The 22,871-nt window shown below is 52.5% G+C and carries 23 protein-coding genes and 1 riboswitch; of the genes, 8 read left to right on the top strand and 15 right to left on the bottom strand.

From position 1 onward, the window contains the following. Positions 1–179 precede the first annotated feature (179 nt). Positions 180–731: a formaldehyde-activating enzyme gene (gene fae / locus GQ51_RS08710; RefSeq protein ID WP_047552154.1), complete on the top strand. Its 552-nt coding sequence runs from the start codon at positions 180–182 to the stop codon at positions 729–731. Between the two features lie 135 nt (positions 732–866). Here fae and GQ51_RS08715 read toward each other — a convergent pair whose 3' ends face one another. The 8 genes from GQ51_RS08715 to GQ51_RS08750 all read right to left on the bottom strand — a co-directional run bounded on the left by GQ51_RS08715 (position 867) and on the right by GQ51_RS08750 (position 8,967). Further along, entirely contained in the window at positions 867–1,169 is a 303-nt protein-coding gene (locus GQ51_RS08715; protein ID WP_047552155.1) for a YqjK family protein, read from the bottom strand. Positions 1,170–1,185: 16 nt separating this feature from the next. Continuing rightward, a complete protein-coding gene (locus tag GQ51_RS08720; RefSeq protein ID WP_047552156.1) occupies positions 1,186–1,578 on the bottom strand; it encodes a phage holin family protein in 393 nt (130 codons plus the stop codon). A 6-nt stretch (positions 1,579–1,584) separates the two neighbouring features. After that, complete coding sequence (locus GQ51_RS08725) at positions 1,585–1,905, bottom strand: DUF883 family protein (RefSeq protein WP_047552157.1); 321 nt, start codon at positions 1,903–1,905, stop codon at positions 1,585–1,587. 207 nt (positions 1,906–2,112) lie between these two features. Continuing rightward, on the bottom strand, positions 2,113–3,159 hold the full coding sequence (gene mutY / locus GQ51_RS08730; RefSeq protein ID WP_047552158.1) for an A/G-specific adenine glycosylase: 1,047 nt from the start codon (positions 3,157–3,159) through the stop codon (positions 2,113–2,115). Positions 3,160–3,292: 133 nt separating this feature from the next. Further along, a complete protein-coding gene (locus tag GQ51_RS08735) occupies positions 3,293–6,289 on the bottom strand; it encodes an AsmA family protein (protein ID WP_047552159.1) in 2,997 nt (998 codons plus the stop codon). 93 nt (positions 6,290–6,382) lie between these two features. Further along, positions 6,383–7,180, bottom strand: coding sequence for an undecaprenyl-diphosphate phosphatase (locus GQ51_RS08740; RefSeq protein WP_047552160.1), 798 nt, complete (start codon positions 7,178–7,180; stop codon positions 6,383–6,385). 63 nt (positions 7,181–7,243) lie between these two features. Next, positions 7,244–7,633, bottom strand: coding sequence for a YidB family protein (locus GQ51_RS08745; RefSeq protein ID WP_047552161.1), 390 nt, complete (start codon positions 7,631–7,633; stop codon positions 7,244–7,246). 131 nt (positions 7,634–7,764) lie between these two features. Continuing rightward, on the bottom strand, positions 7,765–8,967 hold the full coding sequence (locus GQ51_RS08750) for a pseudouridine synthase (RefSeq protein ID WP_047552162.1): 1,203 nt from the start codon (positions 8,965–8,967) through the stop codon (positions 7,765–7,767). 145 nt (positions 8,968–9,112) lie between these two features. Between GQ51_RS08750 and GQ51_RS08755 the strand changes: the two genes are divergently transcribed. Both GQ51_RS08755 and GQ51_RS08760 read left to right on the top strand, forming a co-directional pair. Then, positions 9,113–9,355, top strand: a complete 243-nt coding sequence (locus GQ51_RS08755) for a type II toxin-antitoxin system Phd/YefM family antitoxin (protein WP_047552163.1) — start codon at positions 9,113–9,115, stop codon at positions 9,353–9,355. Further along, on the top strand, positions 9,355–9,747 hold the full coding sequence (locus tag GQ51_RS08760; protein ID WP_235276198.1) for a type II toxin-antitoxin system VapC family toxin: 393 nt from the start codon (positions 9,355–9,357) through the stop codon (positions 9,745–9,747). Before GQ51_RS08755 ends, GQ51_RS08760 begins: the two co-directional genes overlap by 1 nt. A 134-nt stretch (positions 9,748–9,881) precedes the next feature. Here the strand turns inward: GQ51_RS08760 and thiC are convergent, their stop codons facing one another. Further along, positions 9,882–11,765 carry a phosphomethylpyrimidine synthase ThiC gene (gene thiC, locus GQ51_RS08765; protein ID WP_047554069.1) on the bottom strand — a complete coding sequence of 628 codons (1,884 nt, stop codon included), beginning with the start codon at positions 11,763–11,765 and terminating at the stop codon, positions 9,882–9,884. Positions 11,766–11,838: 73 nt separating this feature from the next. Continuing rightward, a riboswitch (TPP riboswitch) is annotated at positions 11,839–11,965 on the bottom strand. Between the two features lie 263 nt (positions 11,966–12,228). Here thiC and GQ51_RS12485 point away from each other — a divergent pair. Further along, positions 12,229–12,375 carry a hypothetical protein gene (locus GQ51_RS12485; protein ID WP_200884413.1) on the top strand — a complete coding sequence of 49 codons (147 nt, stop codon included), beginning with the start codon at positions 12,229–12,231 and terminating at the stop codon, positions 12,373–12,375. A gap of 11 nt (positions 12,376–12,386) precedes the next feature. On the opposite strand, the gene GQ51_RS08770 is transcribed toward GQ51_RS12485, so the two are convergent. From GQ51_RS08770 to GQ51_RS08785, 4 genes are read right to left on the bottom strand one after another with little or no spacing between them, the layout of a single operon-like run. Beyond that, positions 12,387–13,193 (bottom strand): SDR family oxidoreductase, encoded by an 807-nt coding sequence (locus GQ51_RS08770; protein WP_047552164.1) that lies wholly within the window; start codon positions 13,191–13,193, stop codon positions 12,387–12,389. Between the two features lie 12 nt (positions 13,194–13,205). Beyond that, positions 13,206–13,883: a TenA family transcriptional regulator gene (locus GQ51_RS08775; protein WP_047552165.1), complete on the bottom strand. Its 678-nt coding sequence runs from the start codon at positions 13,881–13,883 to the stop codon at positions 13,206–13,208. After that, positions 13,880–15,403: an AMP-binding protein gene (locus tag GQ51_RS08780; protein WP_052177781.1), complete on the bottom strand. Its 1,524-nt coding sequence runs from the start codon at positions 15,401–15,403 to the stop codon at positions 13,880–13,882. Before GQ51_RS08780 ends, GQ51_RS08775 begins: the two co-directional genes overlap by 4 nt. Further along, positions 15,400–16,083 (bottom strand): thermostable hemolysin, encoded by a 684-nt coding sequence (locus GQ51_RS08785; RefSeq protein ID WP_052177782.1) that lies wholly within the window; start codon positions 16,081–16,083, stop codon positions 15,400–15,402. Before GQ51_RS08785 ends, GQ51_RS08780 begins: the two co-directional genes overlap by 4 nt. 392 nt (positions 16,084–16,475) lie before the next feature. Between GQ51_RS08785 and GQ51_RS08790 the strand changes: the two genes are divergently transcribed. Further along, positions 16,476–17,249: a phosphatase PAP2 family protein gene (locus tag GQ51_RS08790; protein ID WP_160280006.1), complete on the top strand. Its 774-nt coding sequence runs from the start codon at positions 16,476–16,478 to the stop codon at positions 17,247–17,249. Positions 17,250–17,288: 39 nt separating this feature from the next. Here GQ51_RS08790 and GQ51_RS08795 read toward each other — a convergent pair whose 3' ends face one another. After that, on the bottom strand, positions 17,289–17,795 hold the full coding sequence (locus GQ51_RS08795; RefSeq protein ID WP_235276199.1) for a hypothetical protein: 507 nt from the start codon (positions 17,793–17,795) through the stop codon (positions 17,289–17,291). Then, positions 17,795–18,853: a hypothetical protein gene (locus GQ51_RS08800; protein ID WP_235276200.1), complete on the bottom strand. Its 1,059-nt coding sequence runs from the start codon at positions 18,851–18,853 to the stop codon at positions 17,795–17,797. The genes GQ51_RS08795 and GQ51_RS08800 overlap by 1 nt, the downstream gene beginning before the upstream one ends. Positions 18,854–18,911: 58 nt before the next feature. On the opposite strand from GQ51_RS08800, the gene GQ51_RS08805 reads away from it, so the two are divergent. From GQ51_RS08805 to GQ51_RS08815, 3 genes are all read left to right on the top strand, one after another. Further along, positions 18,912–20,645 (top strand): sensor histidine kinase, encoded by a 1,734-nt coding sequence (locus GQ51_RS08805; protein WP_047552166.1) that lies wholly within the window; start codon positions 18,912–18,914, stop codon positions 20,643–20,645. Between the two features lie 65 nt (positions 20,646–20,710). Then, entirely contained in the window at positions 20,711–22,108 is a 1,398-nt protein-coding gene (locus GQ51_RS08810; RefSeq protein WP_047552167.1) for a sigma-54-dependent transcriptional regulator, read from the top strand. A 130-nt stretch (positions 22,109–22,238) separates the two neighbouring features. Next, the gene (locus tag GQ51_RS08815) at positions 22,239–22,868 is read left to right on the top strand and encodes a TetR/AcrR family transcriptional regulator (protein ID WP_047552168.1); all 630 of its coding nucleotides are present in this window, start codon (positions 22,239–22,241) and stop codon (positions 22,866–22,868) included. The last annotated feature ends 3 nt before the right edge of the window (positions 22,869–22,871 follow it).

Genomic DNA, 22,871 nt, shown 5'->3' on the forward strand with positions numbered 1-22,871 from the left:
CCGGAAAAAAGCGTATTTTCTATGGAGCTATGTTTCAGGCAACTACTACTTAGGTGTAAATTGCTTAAAGCGGGGCTATTCTATAAAATCTCGACTTAACTTAAAAATTTAAGCGTAACGGCTTAATTTTCAGATTCATTTTATTCACAACCCTACATTCTATTTCTTAAGGAATTCTTATGTCAAAGATCATTTTCAAAGCGGGTGAAGCTACCGTATTCAGCGAAGGTAAAGACGTAACCGCTGCTATGCCTGAAATCTTAATCGGTGCTGTAGATGGCCCGGTAGGCCAGGCATTTGCCAATCTGATGGCGCAAAGCAAAGGCCATACGGCAATGTTCGCAGTGCGTGACATTAACCAGCTGGTGCGTCCAGTTTGCATGACCGTGCCAAAAGTTACCTTAAAAGGCAGTACCGATGTAGGCTTGTTCGGCGGCGTAGTGCAAGCTGCGACTGCAGATGCGATTCTGGACTGTGTGATCGAAGGCATCATCCCGAAAGAGCAAGCGAACGACTTGTGCATCATCAGCCTGGTGTGGATCGACCCAGGTTGCATCCCGCTGGAAAAAGAAGGCAAGCTGGACAAAGCCGACATGTACAAGAACAACTACGAAGCTACTAAACTGGCGATCAAACGTGCATTGAACAATGAGCCGTCAATTGATGAATTGATTGCAAACCGTCATAAGATCAAGCACTGTATGTGGGAAGATTCCTGGGATCAAAAGTAAAATCGATTTAATGGGCGCAGAGCTTGGTTGTGAGCCATGCTCTGCATCCCATAAAACTGATTTCGTATCTGAAGCCAGCTTCAACTGGCAAAAAAAAGCGGCTTATTTAGCCGCTTTTTTTATTGCTGTAACCAATCAGTCCCTGCGTATGGACTCACGAATGTCGCGTACCAGCTGGAATACAGACCAGCCAGTCTGCAGCAATGCGTTAATCCTGGCAATGTGGAATTTGCGGATCAGTACGCCGGTTAAGGTACTTACGCCCACCATCAGCACTGGGTGTTTCCTGAAATAACGCACCACTTCCAGGCCGTGACCGGCAATCACCAGCGGCTGGCGCAGCGGTTCCATGCATTGTGTCAGTGCCGTGCGCTGTGATGCAGCTTTATCAACCAGTTCTTGCCTGCGTGCGGCAAGTGCAGCTAATTTTTCGTTCATTACCAACTCCTGCCGTTTAGCGATCGATGTCAATTTCCTGGTGGTCTTTGATGAGCTCGGCAAGGCTTGCTTCAAACATCCGCGGCATGGATTTCAACTTGCTTACCACGACTGCCCCCAATACTGCGCCTGTGATCAGGAACAGCCCCGTGAGCGAACCCAGCACCAGTAAACGGTGCGTATCCCAGAACACAACCACGACCAGGATTGTCAGCAGCACTGCGCCAAAACACAGGCTGAACAGTGAAACAAAGGCCATGGCCAGCAATGAAATAAAGCGCTCGCGCCCTTCTTCCAGATCGGTACTCAGCAACTCAAGGCGGGTGTGAATGATCGCAATGAGTGTTACGGTCAGGTTCTTGAGGGAGTTCAGCAAGCCTTCTGCCGGCTGGTGAGGTGTTTCTGCCATGGCAGTCTAGCGCCTGCCGATGAGCAAGCCGACAACCAGGCCAACACCGGCTGCAATGCCTACGGCATGCCATGGTTTTTCATGTACATAATCGTCCGTTGCCTGGGCGGCGATTTTACCTTTTTCAATCAGTGCATCCTGTGCGTCTGCGAGTTTCACTTTTGCCGCCGCCAGCGATTCTTCCGCTTTCGCACGCAGGTTAGTCACGGCTTCGCCGCCCTGGTTGGCGGTAGCACGCAGCAATGCCTCGGCATCTGCGATCACGACCTTGAAATCACTGATCAGCTGCTCTTTGGTTACTGAAGTGCTTGGTATGTTATTACTCATTGAAATGCTCCTTTTTTATTAGTCATGGAATGGCAACATCAATATGGACAATCACCTGAGCGCTTAATTCCGCCCTCTGCCAACTTTCTCACTACTATGCTACGCCAGGCAAGCTGATTGGGCAAGGCAACGAAGGCGTCTATTGATGTAAGTCAATACCGCGGCCTGAATGCCGTGGCTTAGGCGTCGTGACTTAGGCGTCGTGACTTAGGTGCCCTCAATGAGCAGCGTTTGCAGTATCTTGCGCACCGGTGTTGGAATGGCGGCACCGAGCGCATCTGCGATGCTTAGCCAGACCTGGCCGGGCTCACCGGTTTTTGCAAGCGGACCGTTCACTTGCAGGGGCTGCGGTGTAATGTGCAATTTAAAATGTGTGAAAGCATGGCTTAATTCCGGCAATGCCTTTTGCGGGCACACAGACATGCCGAATCGCTGCTGTACGATATCGGTGTAGTCACTACCCTGCTCAAGCTCCGGAAAGCTCCATAAACCACCCCAGATGCCGCTGGGCGGACGTTTTTCCAGCATGACGCTATCGCCTTGCAGCAATATGAGCATGATGGTGTGTTTTTCCGGCGTGGCCTTGCGTGGTTTGGGCGTAGGCAGCTGATTGACACGCTGCTGCCGATAAGCCTGGCAGGACGCAAGCAGCGGGCAGTTCAGGCATTGCGGCCTGCTTCTGCTGCATAGCGTAGCACCCAGATCCATCAGGCCCTGGGTGTAGGCCACCATCTCTGTCTTCGGCAGCAGGCTTTCTGCCAGCGACCAGAGTTCTTTCTCGATCTTAGGCGTGCCAGGCCAGCCCTCCACTGCAAAATGCCTGGCCAGTACGCGTTTTACATTGCCGTCGAGTATCGTCTGTACCTGATTGAAGGCAAACGAGGCGATAGCCGCTGCTGTGGAGCGGCCAATGCCGGGCAATGCCTGGATAGTTGCGAAGTCTTGCGGAAACACCCCGCCATGCTCATCCATAATGGTTTGTGCGGCATTGTGCAGGTTGCGCGCCCTTGAGTAGTAGCCCAGGCCGCTCCAGTGCTGCAGCACTTCATCCTGTGTCGCATCCGCCAGTGCGGCAATGGTGGGAAATCGCTGCATGAACTTGCTGTAATAGCCGATGACCGCCGTAACCTGCGTCTGCTGCAGCATGATTTCCGATACCCAGATGGCGTAAGGGTCGGTCGTGTTCTGCCAGGGCAGGTCATGACGACCGTGTTGTTTTTGCCAAACGATCAGGCGGCTTGAAAAATCAGTCATAGGGTCTTGATGTACTCTTTGTCCCGGCCGGGCATAACGCTGATGGCTCCGGTGATAGTCGGTCGGCTCCGGGATAAGCCGGGAAAACTGCCGCTATCGATATACGGGCGGCAGTTGTCTGAGCGGGTTTTGTTTAAAACTTGAATAGTTTTTTCAGTTCCTGTGCCGCTTTTTCTTTAGCGGTCTCTTCAGGTGTTTTCGGCGCTTCAGCCGGGGCAGTGCCGCTAGTGGCGCCATCGGCCGGTGCCGGCGCGGTTGCGGTGTCTGCCGGTTTCTTTTTGCCTAGCAGGCTTTCCAGCGCTTTTGTTTTGTCGCCGTCGCCGATCAGTTCTTTAACGGCAGCACCTTTTTCGCCGCCTACTTTATCCAGCAGGTTGGATTTAGCCATTGCCGCCCCAATCGCGGCAAAGTCCATGCCGTATTTAGGGGCCGAGAACGTGCCGGTGATTTTTACCGGAATGCTCAAGCCGGCTAAAGAATCCAGGTCGGCACCGCCCTGCCCTTTTAATGATTTGACAATCGTAGGTTTGGCCAGGTAGTTAATGGTTTCATTGCCGATATCAATATCACCCCGGCTATCGCCTTTAGCCAGGCGCAGGATAGGCGCTTTCATACTCAGGTCTTCATTGTGCGCTACGCCGTTCTTGATATCGAACGATGCGCTAAGCTCGCTGAAATCCGTTTTCTTGGACTGATCCGCTCCAATGCTGTTTTTGTCCTTGAACAGGTTGAGCTTGGATTTCATGTCGCGAACCGTGCCTGCAATATCGATGCCCTTGACTGCGCCATCAGCCAGATTCACCGCAGCCTTGCCAGCCAGCGCTTTTTTAAGGGCGCTTACCGTATTGCCCGATGTTGTTACATCGACATTCAGGGTGCCTTTGCCATCCAGCATGTCATTGTTGATCGCATCTACCAGCAACGGGCCGATTGCGATGTTTTTCATGTCCTGTTTGAACGTAATGCCGGGCGTGCCGCGCGCATCAACCTTGAGCACGCCATCCATGCTGCCCTGATACAGGTTGGCGGCAAATGGCGATACCGTGGCGATGCCATCGGCGGCTTTAAGGCCGATGTTCACATTCTGTGTTTTGACGTTGGCAAGCTTAAGCCAGCCGATTTTGGCTTCGCCGCTTGCATTGAGCTTTTTTAGCGCACTCAGGTCAATCGGTGTGTCGCCAGTATTTTTTGCGGCAGGCTGGTCACTTTTGGTGATGTATTTATCGGCGTCCAGTTTATCGATGTTCAGGTTAAAGCTATAAATCGGGTCATGAAAACGTGTGATGCCGACATTGGCATTGACCTGGCTGTCATCCACTTTTGCTGCCAGTGGGTTCAGGCTTAGTTTCTGCCCGTCTGCCTTTAAGTCGATGCGCACGTTCGAGGCTTTGGTTTTGCCATACTTCAGGCTGCCGATACGTAGCGAGCCATCTGCATTGAGCGCTTTCAGTGCGCTAAGATCCAGCGGTTTGTCGTCGCCCTTGCCGGCTGCCTTATCCGCCGGCGCTGTGCCGCCTTTGGCTGAAACATAGCGGTCAACGTCAACCTGGTCGATATCGACATCAAAGGTATATAGCGGCTTGGCAAAATGGCTGATGCCAAAGTTGCCTTTAATGCTGCTGTCATCCAGCTTGACGTTAAGGCCGGTTAAGGCCAGTTTTTCACCGTCGGCTTTAATATTCACGTTGAGGCCGGCTAAACGGTATTTGTCATAGAGTAAATTGCCGATGTTGATCTTGCCATCCAGCAGGATATTCTTTAACGCAGACAAATCAGCCGGTTTGTCACTGGCCGGCGCGGCTTTCTGGGGCTTGCTGCTGCCCAGCAGTTTATTCAGATCCAGCGTATCGGCATTGATATTGAATCTGACGTTCGGCTTTTTGAAGCTGGCAACGGCAACATCGCCATTGAGTCTGGTCGCATCCACATCCAGGTTGAACTTGCTGTTCACTTGCTCTTGTTTGGCATCGGTATGCAGGCTGAGTGCGAAGCCGACTTTTGCGGCACCGTTAGGTAATGCCGGGTCTTTGATATCGACATTGCCTGCCAGTTTCGGCAGGTCAAAGATCAGGTTCTCAAGGTTGCCCTGAAAGGGGGAGGAAAATTTGCCGCTAATGGAGCGGGCGCCCTGCTTGCCTGAAATGTCGCCGCTGATGCCGCTGCTTTGCAGCGCTTTCGGCGAGCCTTTGATGTCGGCCAATATCAGATTCGCCTTGAAGGTATCGCCGGCTTTGTCTTGCGCCAGGTTGACGTTTACTTTCTTGCCGGTGACTTCGTCTTTTTTCGCAATGAGTTCAGGCGCGTTCAAGTCCAACGTGATCTTTGCCCCGCTGAACTGGCCTGCCAGCGCAACTTTTAAACTGTCAACCAAAAATTCACGCGTTTCGGGCTTGGCGTCAATATCACCGCTGGCGGTGACCGACACGCCTTTGCCGCCCAGCAGATCGCCTGTGATGGCAGCATCAAGCCCTTTGGCAAAGAAGTGCTTGTCTTCCGGATCTGCCAGGAATTTACCCTTGATTTTAACGTCGGCGGCAAGCGCAGGCTGGTTCGCCGTAACGCTGAAATCGGTAGCCAGCTCAACGGGTTCCGCCAATGCGATATGACCCGAGCTCAGATTGAATTTTGATAATGCGTATTGGGCACCGGAGCTTTCATCCGTGTAGGTCGCAGCCGAGTTCGTCACTTTGACGCCGTCTATATCGAATTTAATCTGTTCGGATTCTTCTTCCTTGCTCAGCAGGTCATCGAAGTTGGTGGAGCCATCTTTGTATTTGATGATGTTGGCTTTGGCGCCATCGATGTAAACGGTATCAACCACCAGCTGTTTCTTTAACAGCGGCAATACTGCGAGTGCGACCTGAGCGCTCTGGATGGAGGCGAATTCTTTATCGGACTGATGTTCTGAGATGGAAACCTTGCCCAGGTTGGCGCCAATTTTTGGCCAGAATGCGAGTTTGATGTCACCCTCGATATTCAGGGTGCGCTCTTTTTTTTCTTTAACCATTTTGACGATGAGCGGCTTGTAATCGTTCGGGTTGAAAGTTGCTGCAATCACCGCCACTACTAACACTAATAAGGCAATGACGCCGCCCAGACCAAACAAGCCATATTTCATCAGTTTATTCATGGTTTACTCTATCAATTCATGGTTTTATTTTTTAAACAGATTAGACTTTACTGCTGTTTTCTGCAATATGGGTAAGTACTTATTCGCCGATTTTTACTTGAAATACCAGATCACGATTAAGCCCAGAGCGATACGGTACCAGGCAAATATTTTAAAATCATGACTTGCCACAAAGCGCAGCAGGAATTTGATCGCGATGAGCGCCGATGTGAATGCGGTGATAAAACCCACGGCAAACATGCCAAGGTCATCTATGGAAAGCAACTGCCAGTTTTTGAGCAGATCGTAACCGGTTGCCGCAAACATGATAGGAATCGCCAGGAAGAATGAGAATTCGGTAGCGGTATGACGGTTAAGGCCGAACAGCATGCCGCCCAGGATCGTCGCCCCGGAACGTGATACGCCAGGAATAAGTGCGACAGCCTGGGCAAAACCTATCTGCCAGGCCTGTTTTCGTGTCATGTCGTCTATGGAAACGGTTTTGCCTTTCAGCGGCATTTTTTCAATCAGCAGAATCGCCAGGCCACCCAGTATCAGGGCGATGGCGACCGTGATCGGCGTAAATAGGAATTCTTTGATCTTGCCGTGAAACACCAGGCCGATCAAGGCTGCCGGCAAGAATGCGATCAGCAGGTTGAGTGAGAAATTCTGTGCTTTGGTCTGGCTGGTAATGTGCAGGGCGGTATTGACCAGTTTGCGGCGATATTCCCAGCAAACGGCCAGGATTGCGGCCAGTTGAATCACAATGTCGAATACTTTGGCTTTGTCGTCATTAAAATTGAGCAAGTCGCCTACGATGATCAGGTGGCCGGTACTGCTGATAGGCAGAAATTCAGTCGCCCCCTCTACCAGACCTTGAATGAGCGCTTTGAAAAGTAAGATTAAATCCATATTATTGTTCTGCCAGCGTTTAAGAACGGGCTAAAAACGCCCGTTCTTGATGAGTGAGTGATTTTATTTGAGCATGCCCAGCATCGTGGCGAGCAGATTGCCTGAGTCTTTACCCACCTCACCGTCAGGGGTCATGCGGTCTATCACCTGCGGCAGGTATTCTGCGATTTTAGAACTGATTTCGTCAGCATTCAGGCCGAGTCTGGCTGCTGCCGTGCTAATGGTTGCGCTGCCCAGAACCTGGGTAATCTGTGCTGCTGAGATTTGCTGGTTTGCACCTTTGCCCACCCATGAGGCTACCTCATCGGCAAAACCGGCGGCCTTGAATTTCTCCAGTACGCCCGGCAGCCCGCCGTTCTGATTGAACAAGTCTACAGCCACTTGTGCAATGGCGCCCTTTTCGCCGCCCAGTTTACCTAACATGCTGCCCGCAAGGCTATCAAATAATCCCATCGTCACTCCTAAAAAAATATGGACCATCTGCGTGGATGGCAGTGTCTGCCCAATCCGTGCAAAGGTACTTGAAAATTGAATTCAGCAAACTTGAATTTAGCAAACTTGAATTCAGAAAAATCGAACTCAGCCTAAAAGCGCTCTTCAGGGCGCAGGTAGCGCCACTGTCCAACCGGTAGTTTGCCCAAGGTAATGCTGCCGATACGGATGCGCTTCAAGCCAACCACATGCAGCCCGACCATTTCGCACATGCGGCGGATCTGGCGTTTTTTGCCTTCACGCAATACAAAACGTAACTGGTCTTCATTTTGCCAGCTGACTTTGGCCGGTTTCAGTTTTTCGCCATCCAGGCTCAAGCCAAAATTCAGCTGTTTCAAGCCGGCATCGCTCAGTTCGCCTGTGACGCGCACCAGGTATTCTTTCTCAACCGTGGAGTCTTCGCCAATCAAATGGCGCGCAACACGGCCATCCTGCGTGAGTACCAGCATGCCGGTTGAATCGATATCCAGGCGCCCTGCCGGTGCCAGGCCGCGCAGCATGCCGCGGTGGAACTGCCTGGGGTTGTGTTTGTGCAGTTCCGGATCGTCTGGCCACTGGTTGTCCGGGTGTACCAGTACAACAGCCGGCTCATAGCCGTCTTCTGCCTGCCCGCTCACATAGCCTACGGGTTTGTGCAGGATGATGGTTACATTTTCAGCTTGTGTTTCCTGTGCGTAGCTGCTGATGATGATTTCGGCATCCGGGTCTATGCGCGTACCTAAGGTTTCGATAACCTCCCCGTTCACTTTTACCCAGCCGTTGGCGATCCATTCGTCTGCTTCCCGACGCGAGCAAAGGCCGCGTTCAGCCATCACTTTTGATAGGCGCGGCTGTTCAGGCTGGCTTGCATTCGCCTTGGCAGCAGAAGCTTCTTTATTCGAGCGGTTTTTATCAAACTCACTGGCTACAAAACCATCACGCGCCTTGCCGCCACGGCGCGGTGGATTGCGATAATTGCCTTCACGGTCAGCCCTGTCGCGGCTGGTGGAGTCATTTCTGCGCGCATCTACATGCATCGGACGGGAAGATGGCGCACGGCTATCCGGTGCCGGCTGCCTTGCCGGTGCTGGCGCATGCAAGCCGCCATCGTGGCGATGGTTGCGCTGGCGCTGCGGTTCTTGCCTGGATGCAGCAGGTGCCTGCTGATCGCGTGATTGCGGAGCCTCGGCGCGCTGTGGTTTAACAGGCGCGGTGGAGCGGTCTCGCGGCAGTGCGTTGTTGCGGCGCACGGGTGGTTTTTTTGCCGTAACGGCAGGAGCATCACCAGGTTTTTTGTTGAGTTTGAGTGTGGTCAAAATATGGCTAACTGGTTTTATATAATTGAGGCATTTTAACAAAATAAAGAGATAATCTTTTAAATATCTACGTTCATTCAATGATTTACTATTAAAATAAAATGATTTAAACTAAACTAACTTAACTTAGTTTATAGGATGTATCATGCAAACAGTTAATATTCATGAAGCAAAAACACAGCTATCTAAGCTGATAGACCAGGCGGTTCACGGCGAGTCATTTATTATCGCAAAGGCTGGCAAACCCTTGGTTAAAGTCTCAAGGCTGGATGCGCCACAGGCTAATACAAAAAATCGTCTTGGCTTTATGGTTGGACAAATAGTTGTGCCCGACGATTTTGACCAAATGGGCAAAAATGAGATTGTCGAATTGTTCGGAGCTGAATGATGAGCATGAAAATATTGCTCGATACGCATGTGCTGCTTTGGGTAGCGGGTAACCCCCAGCAGCTTTCAGCGCAGGCAAGAAAGATGCTGGAAGATCCGCAAAATCAGCTTTATTTCAGTGCCGCGAGCTTGTGGGAAATATCCATTAAAAATAAGCTTGGCAGAACAGATTTTAAGGTGGATTTACCCGTGTTACGTCGCAACTTGCTTGATTATGGGTTCGAAGAAATTACCATTAATAGCGCCCACACATTGGCTGTAGAAACACTCCCAAATATTCATAAAGACCCGTTTGACCGTATGCTGGTTGCACAGACAATCGTGGAAGGCATTATGCTGATGACGGCCGATAGCACGGTTGCAGAATATCCGGCCGCAATAATTGGGGTATAAGTTTAAAGTCAAAAAGCCAGCATTTGCTGGCTTTTTGACTGGATATCCGCCTATCGCACTAGCCCTTGCCGCTTGAGCGGTCTGGATGAGCGATGCTGACCTTTGTAGTTCGCGGGAATGGCGAACGGTTTGGCTTAGACTTTTTGATAGACTTCAGCCCCTTTTTTCACAAACTCAATGGCTTTTTCCTGCATGCCTTTGGTGAGCGCTTCCTGTTCTGAAACACCTTGCTCTGCCGCGTAGTCGCGCACATCCTGCGAGATTTTCATCGAGCAGAAATGCGGGCCGCACATCGAGCAGAAGTGCGCTTGTTTTGCGCCTTCCTGTGGCAATGTCTCGTCGTGGAATTCCTTGGCTTTTTCCGGATCCAGGCCGAGGTTGAACTGGTCTTCCCATCTAAATTCAAAGCGTGCTTTTGATAAAGCGTTGTCACGGATCTGCGCACCCGGGTGGCCTTTTGCCAGGTCAGCCGCGTGTGCTGCGATCTTGTAGGTGATGATGCCAACGCGCACGTCTTCTTTATCCGGCAGGCCCAAATGCTCTTTCGGCGTTACGTAGCACAGCATGGCACAGCCGTACCAGCCGATCATGGCGGCGCCGATGCCTGAGGTGATGTGGTCATAGCCTGGAGCGATGTCGGTAGTCAAAGGCCCTAAGGTGTAGAACGGAGCTTCACCGCAATGTTCCAGTTGCAGGTCCATGTTTTCTTTGATCAGGTGCATCGGCACGTGGCCCGGGCCTTCGATCATACATTGCACGTCGTGCTTCCATGCGATCTGTGTCAGCTCACCCAGTGTTTTCAGTTCTGCAAACTGCGCTTCATCGTTGGCGTCGTAGATCGAACCAGGACGCAGGCCATCGCCCAGGCTGAATGAAACGTCATACTGTTTCATGATTTCGCAGATGTCTTCAAAGTGTTCGTACAGGAATGACTCTTTGTGATGTGCCAGACACCATTTCGCCATGATGGAGCCGCCACGCGACACGATACCGGTCATGCGTTTTGCCGTCATCGGGATGTAAGCCAGGCGTACGCCGGCGTGGATAGTGAAGTAATCCACGCCTTGTTCTGCTTGTTCAATCAAGGTGTCGCGGAAGATTTCCCAAGTCAGGTCTTCAGCCTTGCCGTCTACTTTTTCCAGCGCCTGGTAGATAGGCACGGTGCCGATAGGTACCGGTGAGTTGCGGATGATCCATTCGCGGGTTTCGTGAATGTTTTTGCCGGTGGACAGGTCCATTACCGTGTCGCCGCCCCAGCGTGTACCCCACACCATTTTTTCGACTTCTTCACTGATGGAAGAACCCAGTGCAGAGTTGCCGATATTGGCGTTGATTTTTACCAGGAAATTGCGGCCGATAATCATGGGCTCGATTTCCGGGTGGTTGATGTTCATTGGGATAATGGCGCGGCCACGTGCTACTTCATCACGTACAAATTCCGGCGTAATCACTTTAGGGATGTTCGCCCCGAAGTTCTGGCCGGGATGTTGTGTCTGCAGCAGTTCGCTCATGTTTTCGCGGCGCTGGTTTTCACGGATGGCGATGAACTCCATTTCGGGAGTGATGATGCCTTTGCGTGCGTAATGCATTTGCGAAACGTTCATGCCGGCTTTTGCACGCAATGGTTTGCGGTGCAGGTTGAAGCGCATTTCAGCGAGTTCCGGATCAGTCAGGCGTTGCTGGCCGAAGCTGGAAGTCGGGCCGTCCAGCTGCTCCGTGTCGTTACGCTCTTCGATCCATTTTGCACGCAATGCAGGCAGGCCATTGCGAATATCGATGCTGACAGCCGGGTCGGTGTAAGGACCGCTGGTATCGTAAACCACGACAGGCGGGTTTTTCTCAGCGCCAAAAGCTGAAGGGGTGTCGCTTAATGAAATTTCACGGAATGGTACGCGGATGTCCGGGCGCGAACCTTCGACATAAACTTTGCGTGATTTAGCAAACGGTTTGGTCGCGCCTTCGTCTACAGAGGCGGTTTCATTAAGAAATTTGGAAAGATTTTTATCAGTCGCGTTCACTGTGTGCTCCAGGAAAAGCCGCATTGATAGGGATTATCATTGCCTGCTTTTTGAAAAATTAATAAATCATAGGGAGCAGTAAACGCTGCATTCCCTACGGCGGCATGACCCGCATCAGGTTCAAAGGGTGTGTCTCACTATATTCGGCAGACGGCATTCATGAAATGCCGCGTTAAAAATACAGACCCCTAGCAATCATGGAAATATACGCTAAAACTGCCATAAAACCAAGTGTTTAAGTCGGGAATGACCCGGAAAAACGACGCAATGCCGAAAATTAAAGCGCCGTATGCAAGGCGGGTTTATTGTTTTTCAGCAGCGAAAGGCCTGCCGGAGAGATTGGAAGTGCTGGTGAGATTGTAAAGAATTGCGACTGAATGATGAAAATTAAGTTTTGTTAATTCTTTTTTGTTACACTAGCTCCAAAAATAACGAAACTTAATAATGATTCTAGTGGGGATATATGGCATTAATTCTCTATCTGCTGTATTACTTGGTTGCAATATCAGCTTTGGTTTTACATTTTACCGGTCACCTGGAGCGGTGGGGTATGCAGTGGCTATTGGTGGTTCTGGCGGTCACTGTATTTCCGGTAGTGCTTTACCTGTAACGCTAAAACAGTTATTTCAGCTTTCTGATGGCGAATGATTTCGCCACACGGGCTTGTTTCCTCAGGCCTAAATTCACGATCTTGGGCGCAACGCCGTTAAGCCAGGCAAAGAATGACTCCGGTTGTCCGATGAATACTTCCTGTTTTTCCTGTTCCAGCGCGTTGACCACGATAGCGGCTATTTTTCCCGGTTCATCCAGGTTGCCGCCGGTTTTTGCAAGCATGGCGAGGGTGGCTGCGTCATTCAGGGGCGTGTTCACGCCTCGCGGCGCGATGTAGGTGACCCCGATGTCCGTATCTACCAATTCGCGGCGCAGCGCCTGCGAAAAGCCGTGTACAGCGAACTTGCTGGCGCAATAGGTGGCGTAATACGGAAAGCCCAGCGAGCCCAGAATCGAGCCTATCATCACAAAATGTCCCTGGCCGACTGCCTTGAATGCCGGCAGTACCGCATGTGCCAGCTGGATGGTGGCCGTCACATTGGTCTGTATCATGTGTGCGATACGCTCCTGGCTTTGATCTTCAAACCGGATGAAATCCATAATCGCGGCATTGTTGATCAGGATGTCGATGCTGCCCAGTTTTTCATGCGCTTGCATGGCAACCTGCCGGGCAGCCCCTGCGAGTTCAAAGTCGGCAACGATGGTGCTGGCTTTGCCGCCTTTGTTGTTGATTTCGTTGGCTAACTCTTCCAGATTGTTAGCATTGCGGCCTACCAGCGCCAGCAACGCTCCCTTGCGCGCCAGCAGTAGCGCAATGTGCCTGCCGATGCCACCGGTGGCGCCGGTGAGTATGATGCGTTTGTTTTTGAGTTCCATCGAGAACCTGCCTTATTTGTGCATGTATTCGGCTTCTATTGTACGGAAAATATCGCCATACAATTGATAAAATATTTTTGCGCTGTGAATCAGGCAGGCTTGGTCGTTCTCATCAGTGATCTGGTTGACCAGGCTTTCGTAGAATGACACGTGGCTGATGTCGAGCGAGCCGTGTGAAAGCAGGTAGCTGAACGCTTTCTTAGGCAGGTTCAAGCTCTTGATCAGGGTTTCGCCGGCCTGTGTCGCCACTGAGGTGCTGGTGCCTTCAAGTACCAGCACCATGCCGAAAAAACCAACCGGGTTGATGCGGCTGATCATGTCGTATGCATAGGCCACCATGACCTCGGTCGCTAGGCTGGCACTGTTTTCCGGCGATTGGCTCGCGCGAACGGCTTCTTTGTCGCCGCCGCATTCGGCAATATCGTTCAGCACCCATTCCTGATGGCCCATTTCTTCTTCGATGTATTCACCTATAGCGGTACGCAGCCACTCATAATGGCCGGGCAGGCGTCCGCCGCAGGACATCAGCAGCGGCGTGGTATGTTTGACGTGATGGTAAGCCTGTGTGAGGAACGCCCTGTAAACCTCAAGTGAGATATTCCCTTTGACTCCTTCGATGATCAAGGGTGTGCTCATGAGTGCGTTGCGTTCTTTTTCGGTGGCTTGCAGCAGTTTCTGGTAAAAAGTCATGCGGATATTCCTTCGTATAATGCGTTAATACGGTCCTGATAGTGCAGCAGTATCGCATCGCGGCGGTTGCGGCCGTTGGATGTAAGCTGCCGGTTCCTGGCGCTGAACGGTGCATCGGCAAGAATCCATCTGCTGATTCTGGCGTAGTCGGGTAGCCTGGCGTTGAGCGCCTGTATGGCGTCATTGATCTGTTGTTCTGTCGCTGCCGGCCTTGGGACGATGATGGCCACATTCCAGGGTTTTGCTTCCCCGAACAACGCTGCCTGCACGATGCAAGGGGTGATTTTCAATTCGCGCTCTACCCATTCCGGCGATACATTGCGCCCGAATGAGGTGATGAAAATATTTTTCTTGCGGCCGGTAATGATCAGGTAGCCATCTGCGTCCAGTTCGCCGATGTCGCCGGTATGCACGATATTGTGCCGGGGCTGCTCTTGCCCGACATAGCCCAGGTAAGCATTGCCGTTAACGACAATTTCGTGCTCATGGGTGAAGCTCAGCTGAATATGCGGCAATGGCTTGCCTGCGCTGCCTGCCTTGTTGCCGGACGGAATGTTCAGCGCAACGACAGATGCGCATTCAGACAGTCCGTAGCCTTCATAGACCGGAATCTGCAATTTATTTGCACGTTCCAGCAGCGCCGGCGAGACGGAAGCGCCACCTACCGCCAGAAAGCGCAGGTGGCCTGGGATGCTTGCCCCGGATTCAATGCAAACCACCAGTGCGTGCAGGAGTTCAGGCGTGAAGATGACCGTGCTGGCCTGGGTGTCTTCGAGCGTTGCCAGTAATTTCCTGATGTCCAGCCCGACCGCACCGCTTAATCCGGTTTCATGGTTGGGCAGCAGGTAGCAACTGGCGCCTGCCAGCAGTGATGCATAAACACCGGCGACATTTTCTAGCAGGGTGGCCAGCGGCAGCACGCTTAAGTGTCTGTCGGCAGGAGACACTTCGGTGACCGCAGTAATCGCGCTGGCTACATTGAGCATGTTTTCATTGCTAAGGCACACCCCTTTCGGGTTGCCGGTCGTGCCCGATGTGTAAGTGATTTTAGCGGTACCGTCCGGCAACTTCACTTGATCAACCTGACGTAACGCAAACTGTGTGAGCGTTTTTCCAGCCAGTTCAAATTGGCTGCAACTTGAGATATTGTCTGCAAGCAAGGGTTCAAACAGCTGCGGCTGGTCGGTCACCAGTATCGAAACACCGGCATCCTGCATCGCATGCAGCCATTGTTCACGCGAGAAAAAGAACGGGAGCGGTACCAGGGGCATGCTGCATGCCATGGCTGCCAGATCCAGCACTATCCAGGCTGGGTGGTTTTCAACGGCCAGCCCGATTGTAGCTGGCTGTGCGGCCTGCGGTCTGCCGGTCTGTGCTGCCCATGCTTCCGCCAAGCGGCTTACGGCAGTAGCGAGTTCTGCATAAGTGAGCGATATGTCAGTGCCATGCAGCGCTATCTGCTCCGGATGATTGCGGCGAACCGCCTGCAACAGTGCGTTTCTGGTAAAGTTTACAGTCAAATTTGTGCAACTCCGCGAATCGCAACCACTTGCGGTAAGTTATTGTAGTAGCTACCCCAGCTTGCAAATTCCGCCGGTTCCAGTCTTGCCGGGTCAGCTGCCTGTAAGGCATAAAGATCACGGCCGCCTTTTACCAGGCCATTCTGCAGGCTGTGGTGCGCTGTAGCTACGCCCCATTCCAAGCCTAAGTCTAAACTATGCTGAATCACGTGGGCAATTAATACCCCGGCATTGCGCGGGTTGGATACAGCGAGGTTGCCGATTTCAGTGATCTGGCTGCGGGTGATGGTTCTGTGAAAGCGGCTGGAGAATACAGTCTCGATCGGGGCTTCCAGGTATTGCTCCAGAAACAGCGGTGACTCTTCTGCCTTACGCAAACCGAACGCCGCTACCAGGTCGCCTTCTTCATCACGCAGGCTCACCAGTTCGGGCATAAAGTGCTGCACGTTTGCCGCGTAGGTTTTTGCAAACACATCATGAATAAACTGCTCGATTTCCCGGCGGTCGGTTGCGTCCCGGCAGGATGTCGCTACCGTAATGTTTTCGGCGCGCTGTCGTTTTGAAACCGCCAGCGGCCTGGTCTTATAGGCCGCTTCGGCATGAAAGAAAGCCGAGCTGTTGCCCAATGTCAGAAGTGCGGCATTTAAATATGATGTACCTAAATAAGATGGATTCTGCATTTTGTATTTCGCTGTTAACGCTAATGGTTACATTCGAGCAAATAGCGTGCCCGCAACATTGTGGTACCAATTATCCAGCCGCCGCGGTGGCGGGTTTTGTTGATGGGGTCGTTGTTAAATGCATACAAATCAATCTGTTAAGATGTTTAATTTGAGCGACTCCCACCATTTTTTCACACATGCTCCCTGTGATTGATGCACGACGAACCTGACGGCGGAATCTGCAAATAGTGCATGCATTTTTCAACAGACTCTGCTGAATCCTGCAATTTTTGTATGGACAATGATTTGCATGGATGATTAAATTCTATATAAAACAAAAGGTTAGTTTGATGGCATGCCGTTTGCATGATTGAACCTTCATGTTCAATCAAACGCTATCTGAAAATACTATGCCTGACCATTTACGAGAGCAATATGACCGAGAGCAATATTCCGGTTCCAGCCGATTTTGGCTCAAGCATCTGTTGCCGGCCTTGATCTTTGCATTGCTGATGCTGTTTGCTTACCCGCATACATATTTAGATATACGTATCGCTGATTTGTTCTTTGACAGGCAGTTGCAGCAATTTACCCTTAAGAACGACCCTTTCCTGGCTGGCTGGATGCATATGGGCATGAAGTGGCTGATCGAGGCTGTCGCGGTATCCTGCCTGGGGCTGTTGTTGTCAAGTTACAGGTTTGCCAGCCTCAAGGCGTACCGGCAGTCATTTTTGTGGGTGTTTGTCGGCATGGCGGTTTCTACTGCAGCGGTTTCCATACTTAAATATAACAGCCCGCATGGCTGCCCTTGGGATATTGTCCTGTATGGGGGCAGTTTGCCTTTGTTTGATTTGTTTGAAACACCGCCGCTGGCGGCAAAAGCCGGGCATTGCTTTCCTGCCGGGCATCCGTCGGCAGGTTTTGCGCTGATGGCGTTTTATTTCGCTTTCCGGCACATCAAACCGCATTTTTCCAGCTTTATGTTATGGGCAGGTCTGCTTATGGGCTTATGGATGGGTGCTGTGCAGATGATGCGCGGCGCACATTTTTTATCGCACGTACTATGGAGTGGTTGGGTCGTCTGGATGGTGCTGCTGGCACTTTACTGGCTATGGCCGCTGGCTGGCTCAGCGCAAAACAAAACACAATCAGCATCTTTGGGCTTGCTGATGCTTAGGGAGTGATGTCGGCCCTTCCTGCCGGAAACGCTGTACGGCCGTGCATTACGGGCGTGGCTGGCAGTCCAGAGCAGGTTTGCTGCTGCTGATCGTATTGTCATTGATCCACAGCAGCGGTTTGACCCGGTCATCAAGCTTGCAGGCATCAACGTAGCCGATAGCCCCTTTGGTGAGGTTCACATAACGCAGGACAGCTTCTTCCGACTGTACGCTGTAAGGCGGCGTAGTGCCGTGGAAGTATAGTCCGTTCCAGTAATCGGACTGTTCATTCGGCAGGCTGCCGAGGACTACTTTGGAAAAATAAATCCGTAACGGGTGTTCGGCATGCAGGTTTACCGGGCGTATGCGAGCGCCGCCCAGCCAGTTCTGCTTTTTCTTCCAGTAGATCGGTGCCAGGTCGCGGGAGTTGAGCTGCTGAATCACGGCAGTTTCAGGGTTGCTGGATACAATCACGGCGAGCGGGTGCGCTTCTTCCGCAACAGCGGAATGCGGGGAAGCCGCTACATAACATGCGCATAATGCAGCCAGTGCGTGCTTAAAGAATAACCCCATCAGAACAGCACCGCAAATGAACCGGCAAAGCCGCGCGGCGTATCGGTAAACTCATCGCTGCCGCCTACGAACTCCATTTTAAGCAGCTGCTTGGGCGTGATGCGTTTGGTAAGGCCCAGCACCCAGCGTTCACCTGAAACTACGCCGGGTTTCTGGAAAGTTTCCAGCCGCGTGAGCCAGTACCAGTTGTTGCCTAATGGCGCAGCATTCTGTAAGTAAGCGCCGCTGCCACCGTTGCTGCCGTTGCTGGTAATGCGCTGAAAGCCTTCGCCGCTGATTTCCCAGCCTTTGACATGGGTAATGAAATCCAGGCCGATCATGCGGTAATCCGGCGCATCCGGGCGGTCTTCTGTGAATGAGGCGAGGCTCAGTCCTGGATTGAACCGGTTGTTTAATTTAAAGTAGGCGCCTGCAACGTTTTTATAGATGATCTCATTATTTTCCTTATCCTGGTCTTTAAGGGTTTCGGCATAGAGCGCGTATTCGAAAGACTGTTCTTCGCCATTTATTTTCAACGGGGTAGCACCATGCATCATGACGCCGTTGATTGCAGGCGGAAATAAGTAATTGGTAGCCAGCGGGCGAGTGCTGGTCCAAACCAGCGGCGCTGCATGCAGAAGATTCCAGCGACCGGCCGGCGTCAGGAAGCGTCCGCCGCGGACGTTGATCTTTTCGGACAGGTTATAGTCGAGATAGAGCCGTTCCAGGTCAACATAGCTGTTTTTGTTGTTGAAATGTTTGTTCTCATTCCAGCTGAGCGGACGTTCCAGTTCCAGCTCACTGAAAAACTTGAGCCTGGCATTGTTGTCCCAGCTTAGCAGCAGGCTGATTTCGTTCAGGTTGAATTCGGTATCGCCTTTGTGCGGCGCGGTGATGCCGGCGCTTGCGTAGCCGCCAAGCTGAAGGCCCGAGGAGTCGTCTGCGGATTCGTCCGCATGGGCAATCTTGCATAGCATAGCCAGCAAGGCTACACTGACCGCATAAACGACCTGCCTGCCTGCGCGGATTGACATGCGGCGTAAGCAGGTGCGGATTTCCTTAATTTTTTGCTGAATCATGGTGCATGACTGCTACAAAATGAGAATGTTAAATTGTACACGATAGCCGCTGATACCTATGCTGAATAGGCCGTTTTCCGTCAGGCAGGTCTTGCTGGCTGGATTCTTTTTTACCGCTTTGCTGCCTATGCTGATCATGACGGTGCTCGCATTCTACCAGGCACGCACCGTACTGCATGATGAGATCGTGAGCGGCATGCAGACGCGCGCGATTGCAGCGCGCAGCGAAGTGGACCGCATGATGTTCGAGCGTTTGCAGAACGTGACTTCCTGGAGCAGGCTGGATGTTATGTACGAAGCGCAGATTGGCGACGTGGATAAGCGCTTGTCGCATTTCCTGGCGGATCTCAAGCAGAGTTACCGCGGGGTATATCAAGCGCTGTATGTGGTGAGCCCCGATGGCCGCGTGGTTGCCTCAAGCGAGCCTGCGCAGATCGGTCAGCCTGCGCCCGTCATGCAGCCCTGGCTGAACGTTCAACTGGAGCAGCACCCTTTGCAGCTGGCAGTGATCAAGCAGCAGCTTTTGCCTATCGCCAGCGATATTATTGACATGGATGGCAATAAGATAGGCACTCTGTGGGCAGTGTTTGACTGGGACGAGATCAAAGCCATCCTCAAAAATACGCAAAGCCAGGGCAGTGCCGCCGCGCTGGTCGATGAGCAGGGCAAGCCACTGGCGCAGACTGCTGAATGGCGACAGATCGTTGCCGGACATGATGTATCGGTGAGTTCAAGCGGCAGCGGGCAGGCAGTCGCCCCGATTTTTAAATGGCAAGTCGAGATTTCCCAGTACCGTTCCGTGGTCATGGCGCCGGTGCATCGCATGGGATACATGTTTATCTTTTTACTGGTGGTCACTGCATTCCTGGCGACAGCGCTTGCCGCGCCGTTGTCACGTTTTATCACCATGCCTCTGGCGAGACTGACTTCTTATGCCAACCGGTTTATGCGTTCATCGACGCAGCGGGCTCCGCCGGCACCCGATGGGCCGGTGGAAGTGCGCGGGATGACCAATGCATTTGCCAAAATGATTGATGACCTGAACCTTTCCAAAGAAAACCTGACGCGCGCGGCAAAGCTGGCCGTGGCGGGGGAAATGGCTGCTGCGATGAGCCACGAGATCAGAACGCCTCTGGGCATACTGCGCTCATCGGCACAGGTGCTTGCGCGCGAGAAAAGCCTGAGTGCAGAAGGGCGGGAAGTCGCCAGCTTCATTACCTCTGAAACCGAACGCCTGAATAAGCTGGTATCCACGCTGGTCGATTCTGCCCGGCCGCGGCAGCCGGAGTTTGCAATGCATGATGTAGTCGGCTTGCTTGAGAATGCAGTAGCCATGCTGCGTATGCAGGCGAATAAAAAAGATATCAACCTGGATCTGGACGTCCAGGCTTTGTTTAAAGAGGGGCATGCCGGCCAGGATGCGCAGCGTGTGCTGGTGGAATGTGACGGCGAGCAGATTACGCAGGTCATCCTGAATCTGCTGCTGAATGCGATTCAGATACTGGATACAGGCAGCAGCGTGGTTGTCACCCTGATGGAGCATGAGGATAGTGTTACTATCAGCGTGGCGGATAATGGCAAAGGGGTCGATGAGTCGTTCAGGGAGCAGATATTTGATCCGTTCTTTACGCAGCGCCAGGGAGGCATCGGTTTGGGACTGGCGGTGTCCAGGCAGATCGTGGTTGCGCATTTCGGCTCCCTCACGGTTGAGGCAAGCGCGCTGCCCTGCCGTTCAGGCACCGGGTATGGTGCAGACTTCAGGGTCAGGCTGCCCAAGCAGCAGTTGCACTGATGCTTGATGGCTTGCGGGTAATGGCGCTCATGGCAATGATGGTTAACTGAAAGATAGAGAGAATAATGTCGCAAACGATTAAAACCGTATTGGCGGTGGACGATGAGCCGCATATGCTGCGCTTGCTGGAGATCAGTCTGCGCCAGGCCGGCTATAAGCCGCTGACCGCCAGGGATGGGCGCGAAGCGCTCGAAACCATACACACGCAGCACGTAGATTGCGTGGTTACGGACCTGCACATGCCCTATATGAGCGGCCTGCAATTGCTGAAAGCGATTCGCTCCGGCAGGCCAGACGACGCGCAGGATGCAAACAGGCCGGCTGCGAATGCCAATCCAGACCTGCCGGTTATTATTGTCACGGCGCAGGGTGAGGTGAAAACGGCCATCGATGCGATGAAAAGTGGGGCATCGGATTATATTCTGCGCCCGTTTGACCTTGAAGAACTGGAGCTTGCGATTGCGCGTGCGCTTTCATTTGCCAGGCTTGTGGTTGAAAACCAGTTCCTGCGCGAAGACAAGGTATCAAATGTGGGGCTGGTGGGTAACAGCCCGGTTATGCGGCAGTTGTACGAGTCCATACGTCAGGTTGCGCCAGAAAAGGCCACGGTGCTGATTGCCGGTGAAACCGGTACCGGCAAGGAGCTGGTGGCGCGTGCGATCCATGCCGGCTCGCCGCGCGGCGAAGGCTTGTTTGTGGCGGTGAATTGCGCGGCGATTCCGCATGAAATGCTTGAGTCCGAACTGTTCGGTCACGAGAAAGGCGCTTTTACCGGCGCAATCAAAGAGCGTGTCGGCAAGTTTGAGCTGGCCGATGGCGGAACTTTGTTTCTTGACGAGGTCACCGAAATGCCGATGCCGCTTCAGGCCAAGCTGCTGCGTGCATTGCAGGAGAATGTGATTGAGCGCGTGGGCGGTAACCGCCCGATTGCGGTGGATATCCGCGTGGTGGCCGCTACCAACCGCGATCCGCGGGAGGCAATCAAGGACGGCAAGCTGCGTGAAGACCTGTATTACCGTTTGAATGTATTCCGTATTGATTTACCTGCACTCAGGACGCGCAAGTCTGATATTCCTGAACTCGCACGGCACTTTCTGGCCAGAAGGCACGTGGATATTTCGCAGGAAGCGGTCAGCGCCTTGACGGGCTACGACTGGCCAGGCAATGTGCGCGAGCTGGAGAACGTCCTGGAGCGGGCGGCGATTATCAGCGGCAACCAGGCAATCCTGCCTAAGCACCTTCCTGCTGAAATGGCGAGCCAGGCTGTGACGGAAGAAGCTATCGAGCCGGTTCCCGCCGCGGCCACGTCCCTGGCGCTGCCGCCGGCGATAGAAGCGCTGGAGCGGCGATTGATCACCGCTGCGCTGGCGCAAACGCATGGCAACAAAAGCAAGGCAGCAAAGCTTCTGGAGATCAGCGAGCGCTCACTCTGGTACAAGCTTAGCCAGTATGACCTGACCTGAAGTGCAGCCTGCCGCAGGCAATCTGGAATCAACGCGGTTTGAAAACTTTCCTCTGGAATCTTTACATTAGCGCTTTACCTATATAGTTAACGGTGTTAAATTAACATCGTTAACTAACATATCAAATGCAATGCCACCTAAAATAAAATCAGAGCAAGACCGTGAAAAGCTGCGTGCCAGCATACTGGATGCAGCACGTGAGTTATTTGTAGAGCGCGGCATTGATGCGGTTTCCATGCGCGAAATCGCCAGGAAGATCAATTATTCCGCTACGACGCTATATCACCACTTTGCCGACAAAGAGGCGTTGCTGCAGGCCGTGTGCGATGAGGATTTCCTGCAGTTGGCCGGCGCCATGCATCAGGTCATGCAGATCCCCGACCTGATCGAGCGTATCCGCGCATTGGGTCAGGGCTACGCCATGTTTGCCTTGCAGCACCCTAATCATTACCGGCTGATGTTCATGACGCCGCGCGCGCCCTGTAACCAGGAGATCACGAAAATCCAGCAGGGCAATACCGAGCAGGATGCTTATGCACAGCTGAAACATGTCGTGCATCAGGCATTCGAGGCTGGCTTATTCAGGCCGGAAGTGACGGATTCGGAATTGATTGCCCAGACCATATGGGCGGGTATCCATGGCGTATGCTCTTTGCAGATCGCGCTGGGGCAGGAGTGCTGGGTTCAGTGGGCTGATATAGAGGCGCGCCTGCAATTCATGCAAAACATGATGCTGCAAGGTTTGCTGCGGCCTGATTAATGC

Source organism: Methylotenera sp. G11 (genome assembly GCF_000799735.1).
In the GTDB taxonomy this organism is placed as follows: domain Bacteria; phylum Pseudomonadota; class Gammaproteobacteria; order Burkholderiales; family Methylophilaceae; genus Methylotenera.